The organism is Collinsella sp. TF06-26, from assembly GCF_002232035.1.
Lineage (GTDB): Bacteria > Actinomycetota > Coriobacteriia > Coriobacteriales > Coriobacteriaceae > Collinsella.
This window is the reverse complement of the sequence record NZ_NKXR01000010.1, coordinates 37,129-53,041: the sequence shown is the minus strand read 5'-3', so window position 1 is coordinate 53,041 and position 15,913 is coordinate 37,129. Positions and strand designations below refer to the sequence as shown.

The 15,913-nt window shown below is 60.9% G+C and carries 10 protein-coding genes; all 10 read left to right on the top strand.

Annotated features, from left to right (window positions below; all coding sequences use genetic code 11):
• Positions 1–231: 231 nt before the first annotated feature.
• Complete coding sequence (locus CHY22_RS06815; RefSeq protein ID WP_089573194.1) at positions 232–2,061, top strand: ABC transporter ATP-binding protein; 1,830 nt, start codon at positions 232–234, stop codon at positions 2,059–2,061.
• Entirely contained in the window at positions 2,054–3,952 is a 1,899-nt protein-coding gene (locus CHY22_RS06810; RefSeq protein WP_089573193.1) for an ABC transporter ATP-binding protein, read from the top strand. Before CHY22_RS06815 ends, CHY22_RS06810 begins: the two co-directional genes overlap by 8 nt.
• A 215-nt stretch (positions 3,953–4,167) precedes the next feature.
• A complete protein-coding gene (locus CHY22_RS06805) occupies positions 4,168–5,205 on the top strand; it encodes a hypothetical protein (RefSeq protein ID WP_089573192.1) in 1,038 nt (345 codons plus the stop codon).
• A gap of 235 nt (positions 5,206–5,440) precedes the next feature.
• Complete coding sequence (moaA, locus tag CHY22_RS06800) at positions 5,441–6,496, top strand: GTP 3',8-cyclase MoaA (protein WP_233502838.1); 1,056 nt, start codon at positions 5,441–5,443, stop codon at positions 6,494–6,496.
• 4 nt (positions 6,497–6,500) lie between these two features.
• A complete protein-coding gene (gene mobB / locus CHY22_RS10265) occupies positions 6,501–7,802 on the top strand; it encodes a molybdopterin-guanine dinucleotide biosynthesis protein B (RefSeq protein WP_089573191.1) in 1,302 nt (433 codons plus the stop codon).
• Positions 7,803–8,088: 286 nt separating this feature from the next.
• Positions 8,089–9,369, top strand: coding sequence for an MFS transporter (locus CHY22_RS06790; protein WP_158551178.1), 1,281 nt, complete (start codon positions 8,089–8,091; stop codon positions 9,367–9,369).
• A 208-nt stretch (positions 9,370–9,577) separates the two neighbouring features.
• Positions 9,578–10,399 (top strand): HAD family hydrolase, encoded by an 822-nt coding sequence (locus CHY22_RS06785; protein WP_089573189.1) that lies wholly within the window; start codon positions 9,578–9,580, stop codon positions 10,397–10,399.
• Positions 10,400–10,903: 504 nt separating this feature from the next.
• On the top strand, positions 10,904–11,110 hold the full coding sequence (locus CHY22_RS06780) for a hypothetical protein (protein ID WP_089573188.1): 207 nt from the start codon (positions 10,904–10,906) through the stop codon (positions 11,108–11,110).
• A 125-nt stretch (positions 11,111–11,235) separates the two neighbouring features.
• Complete coding sequence (locus CHY22_RS06775; RefSeq protein WP_089573187.1) at positions 11,236–14,181, top strand: SpaA isopeptide-forming pilin-related protein; 2,946 nt, start codon at positions 11,236–11,238, stop codon at positions 14,179–14,181.
• The gene (locus tag CHY22_RS06770; RefSeq protein WP_158551179.1) at positions 14,174–15,844 is read left to right on the top strand and encodes an isopeptide-forming domain-containing fimbrial protein; all 1,671 of its coding nucleotides are present in this window, start codon (positions 14,174–14,176) and stop codon (positions 15,842–15,844) included. Before CHY22_RS06775 ends, CHY22_RS06770 begins: the two co-directional genes overlap by 8 nt.
• Positions 15,845–15,913 lie beyond the last annotated feature (69 nt).

Genomic DNA, 15,913 nt, shown 5'->3' with positions numbered 1-15,913 from the left:
ACGTACCAGTGTAGTGAAAACCCTACACCGATTGTAGAGTCAAGGTTTGTGTTGGCGGCGGGGCGAAAAAGTCGCGGTCGCATTCATTTCCAATTGAATACAGAGATGCACCTTGCAAGCTTAGCGCCTGCACTAGCCTTGCAGAAATCGATTTCGGAACACTTGACACCGCCGCACGCCGCGCCATAATACGTGGGTTTGCGAACGACGTTTGATGGGGGATGAACCTGCGTGCGCAATCTCAAGATTCTGTTTTCCTATCTGGGGACATACCGCCGCGATGCCATACTCGGCGTGTTCTTTGTGACGGCCGAGACGGCGCTCGAGCTGTTTATCCCGGTCATCATGGCAAATATCATCGATGTGGGCGTGCCCGCGGGCGACATCAACTACATGCTGTTGCAGGGCACGTATATGTTGGTGTGCGCCGCATGTTCGCTGGTACTTGGCTTGGGCTATGCGCGCACGTCCGCTCGCGTCGCCTCGGGGCTGGGCGCTAACCTGCGCGAGGCCGAGTATCGCAAGATCCAGACGCTCGCTTTTGGCAATCTGGACAACTACGACGCCAGCTCGCTTGTCACTCGCATGACCACCGACATCACCGTGATTCAAAACGCCGTAGGTAACGGCTTCCGCCCCATGGTGCGCGGGCCGGTAAATCTGGTCATGGGCCTCGTCTACGCTTTTGCGCTCTCGCGCGAGCTCGCGGCGGTCTTTGCCGTCATTCTGCCGATGCTCGCCATCGTGCTCGGTATCATTACCGTGCGCGTGAGCCCGCTCTACCGCCAACTCCAGACCTCGATGGACCACCTCAACGGCGTGGTGCAAGAGGACCTTACCGCCGTGCGCGCCGTGAAGGCTTACGTGCGCGCCGAGCACGAGTGCGACAAGTTCGACACCGTCAATACCGAGCTCGCTGGCACGGCGACCAAGACCTTTGGCACCGCTGTGCTCAACCTGCCGGTGTTCCAACTCTCGATGTACGTGGCTGCGCTCTCGATCTTGTGGATTGGCGGCCGCATGATCATCGAAGGCCGCTTGGGCGTGGGCTCGCTCACGGGCTTTATGAGCTACGTGCTGCTGATTATGAACTCGCTCATGATGATTTCCAACGTGTTTTTGCTGCTCACGCGCGCTCTCACGAGTGTGGGCCGTATCGCAGAGGTGCTCGATGAGGAGCCCTTTATCGCCAACCCTGCGGGAGACCTCGCGACTGCGGTGCCAGCGGACGGCAGTATCGAGTTTCGCGACGTTTCCTTTAAATACCGCGCGGATGCAGCCGAGGACGTGCTCGAGCATATCGACCTTCGCATCGAGAGCGGCTCGACGGTGGGCATCCTCGGCGGCACGGGTTCGGGCAAGAGCTCGCTTGTGCAGCTAATCGCGCGCCTGTATGACGCCACCGAGGGTGCCGTGCTTGTGGGCGGACGCGACGTGCGCGACTACGACCTGGCTACCTTGCGCGACGCGGTGGGAATTGTGCTGCAAAAGAATGTGCTGTTCACGGGCACCGTGCGCGAGAACCTGCAGTGGGGCAATCCGCGGGCGTCGGACGATGGGCTCCTCGCGGCTTGCCGCGCGGCGTGCGTGGACGAGTTCCTTGATCGCATCGGCGGGCTGGACGGCGAGTTGGGTCAAGGCGGCGCCGGTGTTTCGGGTGGCCAGAAGCAACGCCTGTGCATCGCGCGCACGCTGCTCAAACATCCGCGCGTGCTCATTTTTGATGACTCCACCAGCGCGGTCGATATGGCGACCGACGCTAAGATTCGCGAGCACATCGCTCGGATTCCCAATACGACCGTGCTCATCATCGCCCAGCGCATCGCGAGCGTCATGGATGCCGATCGCATTATGGTGTTGGACGACGGTCGTGTCCACGGCGTGGGCACGCACGAGGAACTGCTGGCGGGCGACAACATCTACCAAGAGATTTACGCCTCGCAGATGGAGTTTGCGGGGAACGCAGACACCGGCGACGCCAGCGACGATGGCTGCGCGAATGATCCGTTTTCCTCCGTCCCCAGCGGATTGACCTTGGAAGGGGGTGAGCGCCATGCCTAAGACATCCGCTCAGGCCCGTCCCGCCAATCTGGCGCAGACGCTCCGCCGCCTGCTCTCCTACATGGGGCATGCCAAGTTCTCGCTGCTGGCGGTGGGTGTGCTCGCCTCCGTCGCCGCCATCGCGAGCCTCGCCGGCACCTACATGGTGCGCCCCATCGTTAACGGTTTGGCCACGGGCGGGGAGGAACTGCTCGCCAAGCAGGTCATCCTGACGGCGATCATCTACGCCGCGGGCGTGCTCTCGGCCCTGGGCTACTCACAGATCATGGTGCGCGCGGCCCAGCGCGTGGTGTCCGATATTCGCCGCGACCTGTTCGCGCACATCCAGACGCTGCCGCTCAGTTATTTTGACAGCACGCGCTCGGGTGACATCATGAGCTTTTTCACCAACGACGTCGACACCGTCTCCGAGGCGCTCAACAACAGCTTTGCCAACGTGATTCAGGCCGCCATTCAGGTTGTGGGCACCACGGCCATGCTCATCATCCTTAACTGGCAGCTCACGATTATCACGCTCGTGTGCGATGCGGCCATTGTGCTGTATGCGCGCTACTCGGGCGCGCGCTCTAAGCGCTTCTTTGCCGCCCAGCAGGCATCGCTTGGCGACCTGGACGGATATATCGAAGAGATGGTCTCGGGCCAAAAGGTCATCAAGGTCTTTAACCGCGAGGCAGCGAATGTCGCCGGCTTCACCTGCCGCAACGACGAGCTTCGCCGCACCGGCACCGCCGCCGTGAGCTACGCCAACTCCATGGTGCCCATGACCGTGGTGATCGGCTATGCCAACTACGCCATCGTCGCCGTGGCGGGCGGCATGCTCTGCATCAAGGGGCTCGCCGACGTAGGCGCGCTTGCAAGCTACCTGGTCTTTGTACGCCAGGCGGCCATGCCCATCAACCAGTTTACGCAGCTGGGCAACTTTTTGCTCAACGCGCTGGCCGGTGCCGAGCGCCTGTTTGCCGCCATGGACCTTAAGCCCGAGGTGGACGAGGGCTGCGTGGAGCTGGTGCAGACGGGCGACGCCGCGTGGGCATGGAAGATTCCCGAGGGCCAGGGCGTGGGCGCGTACGGGCACCTGCATGATGTGGCTGCCGTTGATGAGTCGGGCCGTGCGGTGGCTGCCGACGGCACCGAGCTCACGTGCGGCTTGGTCCCACTTGCCGGCGACGTGCGCTTCCATGCCGTGGACTTTTCCTACGTGCCAGGCACCCGTGTGCTCACGGATCTCAACCTGTTTGCCAAGCCGGGCCAAAAGATCGCCTTTGTGGGCTCCACAGGCGCAGGTAAGACGACCATCACCAACCTCATCAACCGCTTCTACGAGGTCGATGACGGCGAGATCACGTACGACGGCATCGACGTCAAGCACATTGCCATGGCCAGCCTGCGCGGGTCGCTTGGCATTGTGCTGCAGGACACGCACCTGTTTAGCGGCACCATTGCGCAGAACATCCGCTTTGGCAAGCTCGACGCGACCGACGAGGAAGTGCGCGCCGCCGCCGAGGCTGCCTGCGCGGATTCGTTTATCCGCCGCCTGCCTAGAGGGTACGACACGCCGGTCACGGCCGACGGCGCCAACCTGTCGCAGGGCCAGCGCCAGCTGCTCGCCATCGCGCGCGTGGCCGTCGCCGACCCGCCGGTGCTCATCTTGGACGAGGCCACGAGCTCTATCGACACGCGCACCGAAAAGCTCATCGAGCGCGGCATGGACCGCATCATGCGTGGCCGCACCACGTTTATGATCGCGCACCGCCTGTCCACCGTCCGCGACGCCGACGCCATCATGGTCCTCGAACACGGCCGCATCATCGAGCGCGGCACGCACGAAGAGCTGCTCGCCCAGCACGGCGAGTACTGGCAGCTGGCACATGGCTTAAAAGAGCTGGATTAACCCGTTCGAGCACGATGCTTTGACCCCTCCGTGCCCCTCACCTCGCCTCAAACCATCACAACATTCGACGTTTTTTGCCAAAAACGGGAAAAACATCGAATGTTGTGATGGTTTTTCTACCACTCGATCGGGTGGAATCGCTTTCTTGCGCACGAAGGTGTGCGGATCCGTGGGCAGGAGAATAAGGTTGGTTATCCGACTCCATTGGAGGGCTCATGGACCTGCCGATCGTCCTGTCCCATAAGACTGCTTGGCTGTACCACAACGTGGCGCGCCCGTCCGAGCCGCTCTCGCGAGCAAGCAGCCTATACGACGAGGACTCGCTTGCTAGCGAGGCGGAGCCGACTGCGGACCTGCCCAAATTGGGGCTCGATGCCAAGGGGCTGAGGGCTTCAGCGGCAGTCGGGATCGTTACCGACTATCTGGTTTCGCTTGGTATTCCACGAGAAGAGCTCGATCACATCGACACGCTCGTCAACTTCGATTTTGAGCGCTCGACGCCGGCTGGATTTAGGTGCCACGTGTTTGGGGCGCCGGTACCTCCAGACCATCTTCTTGAGGTGGCAGAGGGCCTTCTAGTGGTTGATGAGGTCATGTGCTTTGTCCAAGCGGGTTCGTGGATGAGCGAGCCCGAGCAGCTGGAATATGGGTATGAAATCTGCGCCCGATACCATTTGAATCATCTGTCGACAGGCGATTATATCGAGATGGGGCAGAGGTATACCGTTGCCGACTTGGTTGCCTATTGCAATGAGAACCGATCTCGTCAAGGGGCCATACGTGCGGCCGCCGTGCTCAGGCGCGTACACGATGGCGCGCGGTCGCCCATGGAGACGGCCACCGCAATCATGGTCGTAGCAAAACGTTCCCAGGGCGGGCTGGGATACGTCAAGATCGAGCTCAACCATCGGGTCGATGTTCCCAACGAGTTCAAGTATCTCGCAAAGGCCGGGTATTTCGAGATCGACGTATATGCGCCTGCGAGCGGTACGGGCATTGAATACAACGGCTCGGACCATCTTGATAAACAGCGCAGCGCGTCGGACGCGGAGCGTATGACCGTGCTGAGCGCGCTGGGCTTTAGGATGATCGTCCTCACCGGGACTCAGTTTGCCCACCAGCTGCAATTGCACCGGGCGATGAACGCCATCGCGCTCGCTATGGGCCTTAAGTGCGACCGAAGCGAAGCGTTCCAAAAGCGGCAGAACGACCTGCGAGAATTCGTGATTCGGCACTGGGACGGCGGCCTTTAGGGGCGTTTCGGCCCTTCTACAGGATGCCGTGGGCAGGCAGACCATCACAACATTCGACGTTTTTTGCCAAAATCGGGAAAAGCATCGAATGTTGTGATGGTTTGCGTGCTGAGGATGGGCTTGGAAAGTCCGTTTTGCTCGAAGCGACCTGTCCTGTCGTACGGGTGTCGGCATGATTCTCCCGTGGAGTATTATGTTTTCCGAAGAATAAAACGCCGCGTGAGGGGAGGGCTGCGTGGACGGGCGCGTGCAACATGACGGCTTTGGCCGCGATATCAACTACCTGCGCATTGCCGTTACCGACAAGTGCAATTTCCGCTGCATTTACTGCATGCCGGCCGATGGCGTGGCGCCCCGCGCGCACGATGAGCTACTCAGTGCCGAGGAAATCGCCCGCTTTGTGCGCTTGGTGGCGGGGGAGGGCATTCGCCGCGTACGCCTGACGGGCGGCGAGCCGCTGGTCAGCCGCCGTATCATCCCGCTCATTCGTGACATCCGCGCGATTCCGCAGATCGAGGACATCTCGCTCACCACCAACGGAGCCCTGCTGCCCAAGCTGGCACCGCAGCTCAAAGATGCCGGGCTTAACCGCGTCAACATCTCGCTCGACACACTCGACCCTACGCTCTTTGGAAAGATCACGCGCCTGGGCCGGCTCGAGCAGACCATGGCCGGCATCGACGCGGCGCTGGCTTGGGGCTTTGAGCCCGTTAAGGTCAACTGCGTTGTGGTGCGCCGGCTCAATCAGGATGTGGCGGCCCTCGCGCGGCTCACGCTTGACCGCCCCATCCACCTGCGCTTTATCGAATATATGCCCATCGGCGACGAGCGCACGAGCTCGCATTGCACTGTGGACCCTCACGCGCCCGCGCTCAATCCCGAGCTGTGGGATGCGAGTGACACCGTTCCGAGCGACGAGCTGCGGGCGCGCATCAATGCCGGGGCCACCGCGACGGGACTGGGCGAGCTCGAGCCGCTCGACATCAACGACGCTCCTGCCGGCGCGGGCCCTGCGCGCTATTGGCACTTTCCGGGCGCGGCGGGAACGGTCGGCTTTATTAGCGCCATGTCCAATCATTTTTGTGCGAATTGCAACCGTCTGCGCCTGACGGCCGATGGCAACGTGCGTCCGTGCCTGTTCAGCGATGCCGAGTATTCGGTGCGCGACGCCCTGCGCCGTGGTGATGATATGCAGGTACTTTCGATTTGGCGCGATGCCGTGGCCCACAAGCCGCAGGAACACGCGATAATTGAGGGCACACAACGATTTATGTCCCAAATCGGAGGATGATCATATGGCCAAGAGCAGGTACGCCGATGCCACCAAGGCCGCTCGCAGGGCCGCGATGTCTGCCCACAAAGTCACGGCTGCGGCGAATGCTGGCAACGCCGACGCGTCCGCGCAGCCGACTGCCAGTGCTGCCACCGAGCCCGCCCGCGACGCCCGTCGCGACGAGCTGACGCACGTGGACGCCAAGGGCGAGGTACGCATGGTCGACGTGTCCGACAAGGCCGAGACCCATCGCATTGCCATCGCCGAGGGCACCATTCTCATGCATCCCGAGACGCAGGCCATGGTGCTGCAGGACCGCGCCAAAAAGGGCGACGTGCTTGCCTGCGCGCGCGTGGCGGGCATCATGGCCATCAAGCGCACGAGCGACATCATTCCCATGTGCCATCCGTTGCTCATTACCAAGAGCAAGTGCGACATTGCGCCCATCGCTGCGGCGGGGACGCCGGCCGAGGACGTGCCCGAGGGATGGGCGCCGGCGCGCGCGGACGGGCAGGTCGGCTTTCACGTACTGGTTACGGCGGGCGTGACGGGCAAGACGGGTATCGAGATGGAGGCCCTGACCGGCGCGAGTGCCGCGTGCTTAACGATCTATGACATGTGCAAGGCCGTCGATCGCGGCATGGAGATCGTCGACGTGCGCCTGCTGCACAAGGAAGGCGGTCGCTCGGGCGTGTGGGATCGTGCAGAGCGTCAGGCCGCTGCTGTTGAGGCTGTGGCCGCTGACGGTGCCGCACCCGCAAGCGCGCCTGTCGCCGTCGCGTCCGCAGCTCCGGCCCCGGCCGTCCCCGCGATCGCGTTTATCGGCTACCAGAGCTCGGGCAAGACCACGCTCGTCGAGAAGGTCATTGCCGAGCTCACCCGCCGCGGCCTTCGCGTGGGTTCGCTCAAGCATCATGGGCATCATGGCTTTGATATCGATGTGCCCGCTAAGGATACGTGGCGCCATCACCAGGCCGGATCCAGGCACGTGGGACTCATCTGCGCCACGCGCTGGGCGGAGTACGCCGACACGCGCGAGGAGGACGAGATGCCCGCGCGCGAGCTGCTGTCGCGCTACAACGATGTCGACGTGGTGATCATCGAGGGCTACAAGACCGAGGGCTTCGACAACATCGTGGTCGCGCGCTCCGGTGTCGACCGTCTGCGCGGCAAGAGCTCACTCGACCTGGTCGACGGCCGCACGTTGGCACTTGCCTGCAACGAGGCCCTGGCGCGTCAGGCCTTCGACGCCGGCTTCGCGACCCGAGCCATCAACATCAACGACGCCCGAGCCATCTGCGATCTGATCCAAGATCATCTTTAGGGGCCGGCTCGCTGCGCTGCCATAACATGCCAAATAGGGACAGGTTTGTTTTGGCAGGTTTTATCTGGGCAAACGTCATTTCCACCACAAAGGGGTCAGGCACCTTTGTGGTGGATTTTGCTTTAGTAGATGTGTGGGACATGCCTTATAATCTACCAAGTAGTTCATGACGGGCGAAAAACGGAGAAAAGGGGCTTGATGCGTCTAATGTTTCATGCGGATAGATTGATTTGACAGACGGTGGCGAATGCCCGCCGTCCTCATTCGTACGAAACAAGGAGTCTCCATGCTCGTCTCTCTTTTCTCAAAGCCTCAATCATCGCTGTCTGTGCAGGCCAAGCGTCTGGTGGCGATGCGCTTTCTCATCTACACCGGGTTTCAGACCAGTTATTTTATCGGCGTCATCGGAACGCTCACCTATGCGGACGGCGCTTCGGTCGTCGCGACATCGCTGGCCGTCCTGTTCATGAACGTCTTCGTGATCCTGGGATCCTTTGCGGGTGGCGCGGCGCTCGATGCCTGGGGTCCGCGCCGCCATTTCTTGCTGAGCATCGTCGGCGCTCTCGCAACTGGCGCGGCAATCCTCGCCTTTGGCAGCGCGACCGGCGTCGTCCTGCTCGGCGCGGTGTTTCTAGGCTTTACGATGGGATTCGCCCAGCCCATTGCTACATCCTATCCGGCCTACCTCACCGATGACCCCGTCGAGCTCAAAGACATCAACTCCGCCATCGCCATGTTTTCAAACGTGAGTATCATCGTTGGCCCCACGCTGGGCGGCTTTGTCGCGGCGGCTGCGTCGTCGCGCGCGGTGTTTGTGCTCATGATGCTCTTTACCGTGCTGGCGCTCGTCGCCGGTTGGGGCTTTAGGCCGCAGACCAGCCATGTCGCCGGGCATGCGGATGCCGATTCGGCAGAGGAAGGGGAGCGTGCGGGACAAAGCTCCAACCCCAGCACGTCCGCCCGCGCTACCTTCGCAGCCAGCATCAAGACAGTCTTCACCAACAGCGTTCTCGCCCTGCTGTTTTGCATCATTTTTCTTTCGAACTTCGGCTACGGAGCCTTCGACCCGCTCGAATCGTTCTTCTACCGCGATGTTCTGCACGTCGGCGTTGAGTGGATGGGCTGGCTCTCGTCGGCATCGGGCGTGGGCGCGGTGCTGGGTGCCGTGCTCGCGTTCCGCTTGCCGCCGCACCTGGTCAACCTTAAAACGCTGCTCGTGGCGCTCATGTCCGTGGGCCTAGGAAGTCTGCTCTATGTGGGGACGCCGTACGTGGGCGTGGCCCTCGTCGGCCAGATCGCCCTGGGCATAGCTTGGGGTGTCGTCAACCCGCTCCACAACACCATCGTGCAAACGACGGCACCGCTCGAGCAGCTCGGTCGCGTGAACTCGGTCATGGGCTTTGGCAATATGTTTGCCGGCGTGGCCCCGCTGGCGATTGCCCCGTGGCTGGCGGCGACATTTGGCGTGCAGCAGACACTCGTAGGGGCGGGCCTGGTCGTGACGGCTGTCCCTGCGGCGTTGCTGCTGTTTGGGCGCCGGCATTTTGATCGTGCCGCAAGGCAGTAAAGACCATCACAACATTCGATGAAAATCGCGATTTTGCCGAAAAACATCGAATGTTGTGATGGTTTGGCCCGTAGACGTCGCAACCACCACAGAGGGCCAGGCACCTTTGTGGTGGTTTTGCGCCAAAGCGCCCCGTGTGCGCTTTGGTATACCATGAACGCCACTTCCAGATACACCCCACACCGCCGCACAACCCAGAAAGGCCCCCATGGACACCACCTTCAGCCACGTTAAAGCCGTGTTCTGCGATATCGACGGTACGCTGCTCACGAGCCAGCACACGGTGTCCCCGCGTACCGCGGCGGCGATCCGCGCCCTGCGCGAGCGCGGCGTGCTCTTTGGCCTGTGCACCGGGCGTGACGCCCACGCGACCGAGGCCATGTACGAGCCCTGGGGCATCGAAGGTCTGGTGGACGTGCTGGTAGGCTGCGGTGGCGCCGAGGTCATCGACCGCGCGCACGACATCAACGAGCTAAGCTATCCGCTGCCGGGCAAGACCATCGCGCGCATCTGCAAGCACATGGCGGACCTTCCGGCAACGCCCGTCTGCCCCCGAGACGGCGTGTTCTACGTGCCCGAGAGCAACGCGTGCGTCGAGCACCTGTCGCGCGTCGACGGTGTGCCCTACAAGGTGGTCGACTTTGCCGAGTTTTTGCGCGAGCCGCAGCCCAAGGTGATGTTTACCATGGCGCCCGAGGTGATGCCGCGGGTGATTGAGCGGGCGTCGACGTTTGCCGATGACACTGTTAAGGCGGCGGCTCTGCAAACCACGCAGCGGCTCTACGAGTTCATGGATCCGCGCGTGTCCAAGACGCGCGGCCTCGTGCGCGTGGCGGAGCTCAACGACATGGAGCTCCAGGACGTCTGCGTGTTTGGCGATGCGGACAACGACACCTGCATGGTGGCTGACGCCGGCGTGGGCGTGGCCATGGCAAACGGCAGCGACGCCACCCGCGCCGCCGCCGATTTTGTAACCGCCAGCAACGACGAAGACGGCATCGCGATCTTTATCGAGGAGCATCTGCTGTAGCGCAGGGGGAGAACCGCCACAAAGGGGGCAGGCGCCTTTGTGGCGGCCTCAGGCGATTTGGGCGAATTGATACCGAAAATCTGTGTGAAAATTCAAATATTGTTGTCTGAACATCATGCTTCTAACCACCGATGGGTTAAAGATATTCTCATCAGTTTGGTAGGATATTCCTTCCGGTTAATGACCTACCGCTCACGGGTGATTTTCGACCGTTCACAGGATGTTTGCTCTTGAGCAAAATGTTGTGCAAATAAATCTAATGCCATTAAAAAATAATACGCAACTAAATTACCAGCAGAAACAAAAAATAGATAGCGAATAAACGAAGGTAAATCTGAGCAAATGTCAAGAGAATTGAGAACTCGCTACAAAAATGTCGGTTTTGTTGCTCAGATGTTTAAACAATCGTTATAATTGCATTACTAAACGAGCGCAATTACAGATTGCGCAGATACGTTTGATGGTGAAAGAGCAAGATCGCGGTCTCTTGGGGAGGAGACATCGATGAAAGCGAATTCGGACAAATCTAAGCAGAGTAATAAAGCGACGCGCCGTGTACTGGCAGGCGTTTTGTGCGGAGCCTCCGTTTTGAGCCTGGTACTGTCGCTCGTCATGCCCCCGATCTCGCAGGCCATTGCCAACGATGCCCAGACGGTTTCTACCGAGGAAACTGTGATGGGGGGGGTTCCTCAAGTGAGTCCGCTGCTGTAGATAACACCAGCGAGGATGCCGAAAACCAGAATAGCGACGAGACCAATGGCGGCGAGGCTGGCTCTTCAAATAGTGCTGAGCAGGCTCAGAGTGCGAATGCGGCTTCAGCGAGAGCGACGGCCACCGTGGAGAAGGGAATTTATGTTCCCACGTCTATCGGTATCGGTACGAATATCGATGTCTCCACCCCCGATCCCGGCGTGGCCACCTACGTCGGCCGCGACATGTACATCGGTGGTAAGCCGAGCGACACTAGTAATCTTGATGCGAAGAACGCCCCCACCGGCTCATATGCCGCTGAGGCGGAGGGCCTTACCTTGGTCCGTGGCAAGCTTGCCATGAATCCAGTCAAAGAGAGCTGGCCCTATCAATCAATTGGTGCTGGTTTCCGCTTTGGCACCGTTGGTTTTGGTTCCCAGTTCCGTCCTGTCGCCGGCAGCACCGTGCTTGCGGTGGCCGGAATTAAAAGTGCGATCACCAAGATGAGCGTTGGTTATAGCGGCGACTCGCCGGAGACGACTACCGTTGGCGCTTGGAAGAAAGGCGCTTGGGTCGGACGGCAGAAATCTTCTGAGGGCGCGACTCCTTCCGGCTTTGCCTACACTGCGCAGATCGCAGGCCCCATCACATACTGGCGCGATAACAATGAACGCCAATCCGTGGTGACAACGCAGGGTAATTGGTACGAGGGCATGAACTCTCAGGAAAGCAACCTGTTCAATCAAACTGTTGATTTGACTAATGTCAACAATAACGATTATTCGAGCTACAACGGTGAAGATGGGTACCTCTCGAAGCTATCGAAACAGCTCAACTCGTTTGCAAATACCGGCACGCTCGAGGTTGGTTTCGCGAGCAATCACAACAACTACGTAATCAACAAGTACGACAAGACGGATTGTAATTATGGCCTGGTGTTTGATGAGTCGTATAAGACCATATATTCGGACTGCGCCGATACGTCGCTCAATGGTAAGAAATTCAAGAATAGCGAGCGTCTTATCACGTTTAAGGGCGACAACACCTCTATGCAGCAGGTGTTCACCATCGATGCTTCTCAGCTGAGCAATACATACAACAACGAGTATTATCGTGGCGTTGATTTCGCATTCGAGGGCATTCCCAAGGGCGCCTCGGTTGTTGTGAACGTTACCGGATCTTCGAATATTGAGTTTCACAATGGCTGGCGCTTTTGGTGGAACGGTACCGAGATTTCGCGTGGTTACGAAACTCAATATTCCGGCAAGGAGCGGGGCGAGGCATACGCGACGGCTTCCCAGTCCATCATGTGGAACTTTGTCGATACGCAAAGCCTTACCATTCGAGGCGGCATCGCGGGAGAAAACCGCGCGGACTGGGGATACGGCGGCACAGCCACCGGTGCCAAGTGGACTGACGACGATCCTGCGGCGGCTATGATCGGATCGATTCTCGTTCCCAACGGAAGTTTCGACGACCATGTGACTACCAACGGCCGCGTTTATGTGGGCGTCGATTTCTCAATGAACAGCCCGAAGGTTGCCGCAGCATTTGGTGAGGGTAACTCGGCTTCCGTCATCGATATGGATCAGGAGCGTCACAACTTCCCGTGGTCTGGGTCGTATACGCCCGACGGCTCCGCCGTTGCGTGGAGCAAGGTCGATGCGGCGAACGGCAACACGTCGCTTCCTGGTTCCTCGTGGGCTATCTATGGTTCTGTCGAGAATGCTGTCGCGGGCAAGGACGCTATCGTGACGGTGACTGACGGTGGCGCAAATGATTACGCTTCGGGTGATGGCAAGCTTCAGTTCAACTATCTGAACCAGAAGGCAAACATCGGCAATTCCAACGATACCAACTACTTCACGTATTACATCAAAGAGGAGACGGCGCCGGCTGGCTACCAGAAGTCAGACACCATCTACTATGCCACTATGAACAATACTGGCGAGAAGCCGAACTACGTTCAGGGTTACGTGGATGAGAACGGCAAAAATGTTCCGTTCGAGAATAACCCCACGGGTGCCATTCCCAACGCCAGGATCACCGGTACGGTGTCTTGGACCAAGGTGGCGGAGGACGACACAAAACACACTCCTTTGCCTGGTTCTGAGTGGAAGCTCACCAAGAAAAAGGACGCCGATGGTACGGCCGACCAGTCCTGGACCGTGATCGACCGGGAGAGCGACCAGTCGACTTCGAGCGATACCACGTGGGCAGACACCGACACCGCGCCTGGCAAGTTCACGCTCGAGGGTCTGCTGCCGGGTACGTACACGCTTGTTGAGACCCAGGCTCCGTTTGGCTACAACTTGAACACCACGGTTTATGAGTTCACGGTGTCCAACGAGGACGGTTCCGTCACGTGGACCGAGGGAAAGAGCCCGACGATTGACGGGAACAACGTCTACATTTCCGACGCCCTTACCACTACGTCCGTGAAGATCCCGGTGACCAAATCTGTTCGCAATACGGACTGGCCGAAGGGCGATAAAGACAAATATGTGCCGTTCGAGTTCAGCATCGAGGCTACGGGGGCAAATAAGGATAGCGCACCTAAGCTTGATCCGACGACTATTTCCGTCGCTCCCGCAGCGGGCTCCACCAAGGTCAACGACATCGTGGCATTCTTTGGCGGTATCTCGTTCTCCAAAAAGTACCTCGCCAAGATCGGCGATTCGAACCCGACTGGCGCCAAGACCTACACCTACACGGTGAAGGAGGTCGCGCCTACCACCGGTGCCATCGACAAGCTTCGCTACTCCAAGGCCGAGTACCAGGTGGCCGTCACGGTGAAGGCCGTCATGGATGAGACCACTGGCAAGTACTCCGGCCTCACCACCTCCACCACGGTCACGCAGGTGAAGGACGACATGGGCAACACCGTGAGTAACACCATCGGCAAGGACGCCGCGCCCAACGCCATTCCCGCCTCCACCTTCACCAACACCTACTCCACCACTCTGCCCCTTTCTGGTATGTCGGGCGTCACTCTGACGTACCTTGCCGGCGCGGCGGTGCTTTGCGCTGCTGCGGCCTGGATGCACATTCGTCGCAAGGCGAATGCGAAGGGAGGTAAGCGTCGTGAATAAGAAAGTTTGCTCCTTCCCGATCTTGTTTGCGCTGCTTGCCCTCCTGATCGGCACCTGCGCGGTTGTGTTCCCCGCTTCCGCGCAGGCCGCGCCGACCTCGACCGGTTCCATCACGGTGAGCGGCACCGTGGCGAGCAGCTACGGCGCCTACCAGATCTTTAGCGCCAACGTCGTCGACGGCGACAGCGACGCCAAGATCGCCACCGACCTCACCTGGGCAAGCGACGCCGCGCGCGACGCCGCACTGCCTATGCTTCACGGCGCCGGCATGCCCAATTCCCAGACTACCGCGCAGGAAGCTGCCGAGTGGCTCAACACCGATTCCCACCTTACGAGCGCGCTGAGCGCACAGCTCGCTCGTTCCCTTCAGGGCTCTGGCGCCGTGTCCGTGGCCCTTAACGCGGGCACGACGGCCGAGCTGCCCTGTGGCTACTGGCTCATCGTCGCCGACGACGACGCCATCGCCCAGGGTGAGGCCGGCACCGCGCCGATCATGACTCTTGTGGGCGGCAGCGCCGTCACCGTCAAGCCCAAGGCCGCGACCCCCAAGGTCGCCAAGCACGTGCTGGAGGACAGCACCGCCGCCTGGCAGAAGGCCGCCGACGCCACGGTCGCCGACGACCTGTACTGGCGCCTCTCCGCCACGGTCCCGGCGGGTCTTACCGCCTACGACACCTACACGGTGCAGTTCGTCGACACCATGAGCGCGGGGCTCGACCCCTCCAAGGTGGCCGCGAGCATGCGCGTGTACGTGGCGGCGGGCGCGGACGGCGGCTTCGACGCCGTTTCGGCCGACAAGGATGGCCGCGCCGGCACCGAGCCCGCGAAGGGCTGGACCGACATCACGGCCCAGTGCGCCACCAAGGTGGCGGCGGACGGTAGGACCTTCACCGTGCACACCGGCGACCTGATCGCCGCGCTCGGCGGGGTCGACGCCTTCACCGCGGGCGCCCGCGTGGTCGCCGTGTACAACGCGCCGCTCAACAGCGCATGCAATCACGGCATCGCGAAGGGCAACCCCAACGAGGTCTACCTGCGCTACCCGCGCTCTCCCTTTGCCGACCAGTCCGGCGATGCCGGCTTTACCCGCACGCCGAGCGATGACGCGTGCGCCTACACTTGGGATCTCGCGCTCACCAAGCGCGGAAGCGACGGCGACAAGCCGCTTGCCGGGGCGGTCCTGAGCATCGCCGACGACCGCGGTCGCACGCTGGCGGCCGACGGCACGTGGGATGCGGAGGGCAAGGCCACCGTCACCACGGGCGACGACGGCCGCGTGACCGTCTCGGGCGTGGACTCGGGCAAACTGGAGGTCCGCGAGCTCAAGGCACCCAAGGGCTACACCGCCTTTGAGGGCACGCGCTCCGTGACGGTCAAGGCCGAGGGCCTGGACGTCGACCAGGTGGCCGCCGCCAAGCCCAAACTCACCATCACGGCCGAGTCGCCCCTGCGCGCCGACAGCGCGGACGGGTCGACGGGCAGCCTGGAGGCGTCGCTCATCAACACGCCCACCGGCACACCCCCTAGCATTACCACCGGAGGCTTTATGCCCTCGACTGGCGATATGGCAATGTACGCCGCGGCCGCCGCAGCGGTCGCCGGAGCCGCGCTCATCGTGGTCGCGCTCCTGGTCAAGCGGGGAGGTGGCAGCCATAAAGAATAGCTGTCAGCCCCACAGAGAGCGGGGCGAGACGTAGCGAAGTAGATGCTAAGACACAGACAGATGATGACC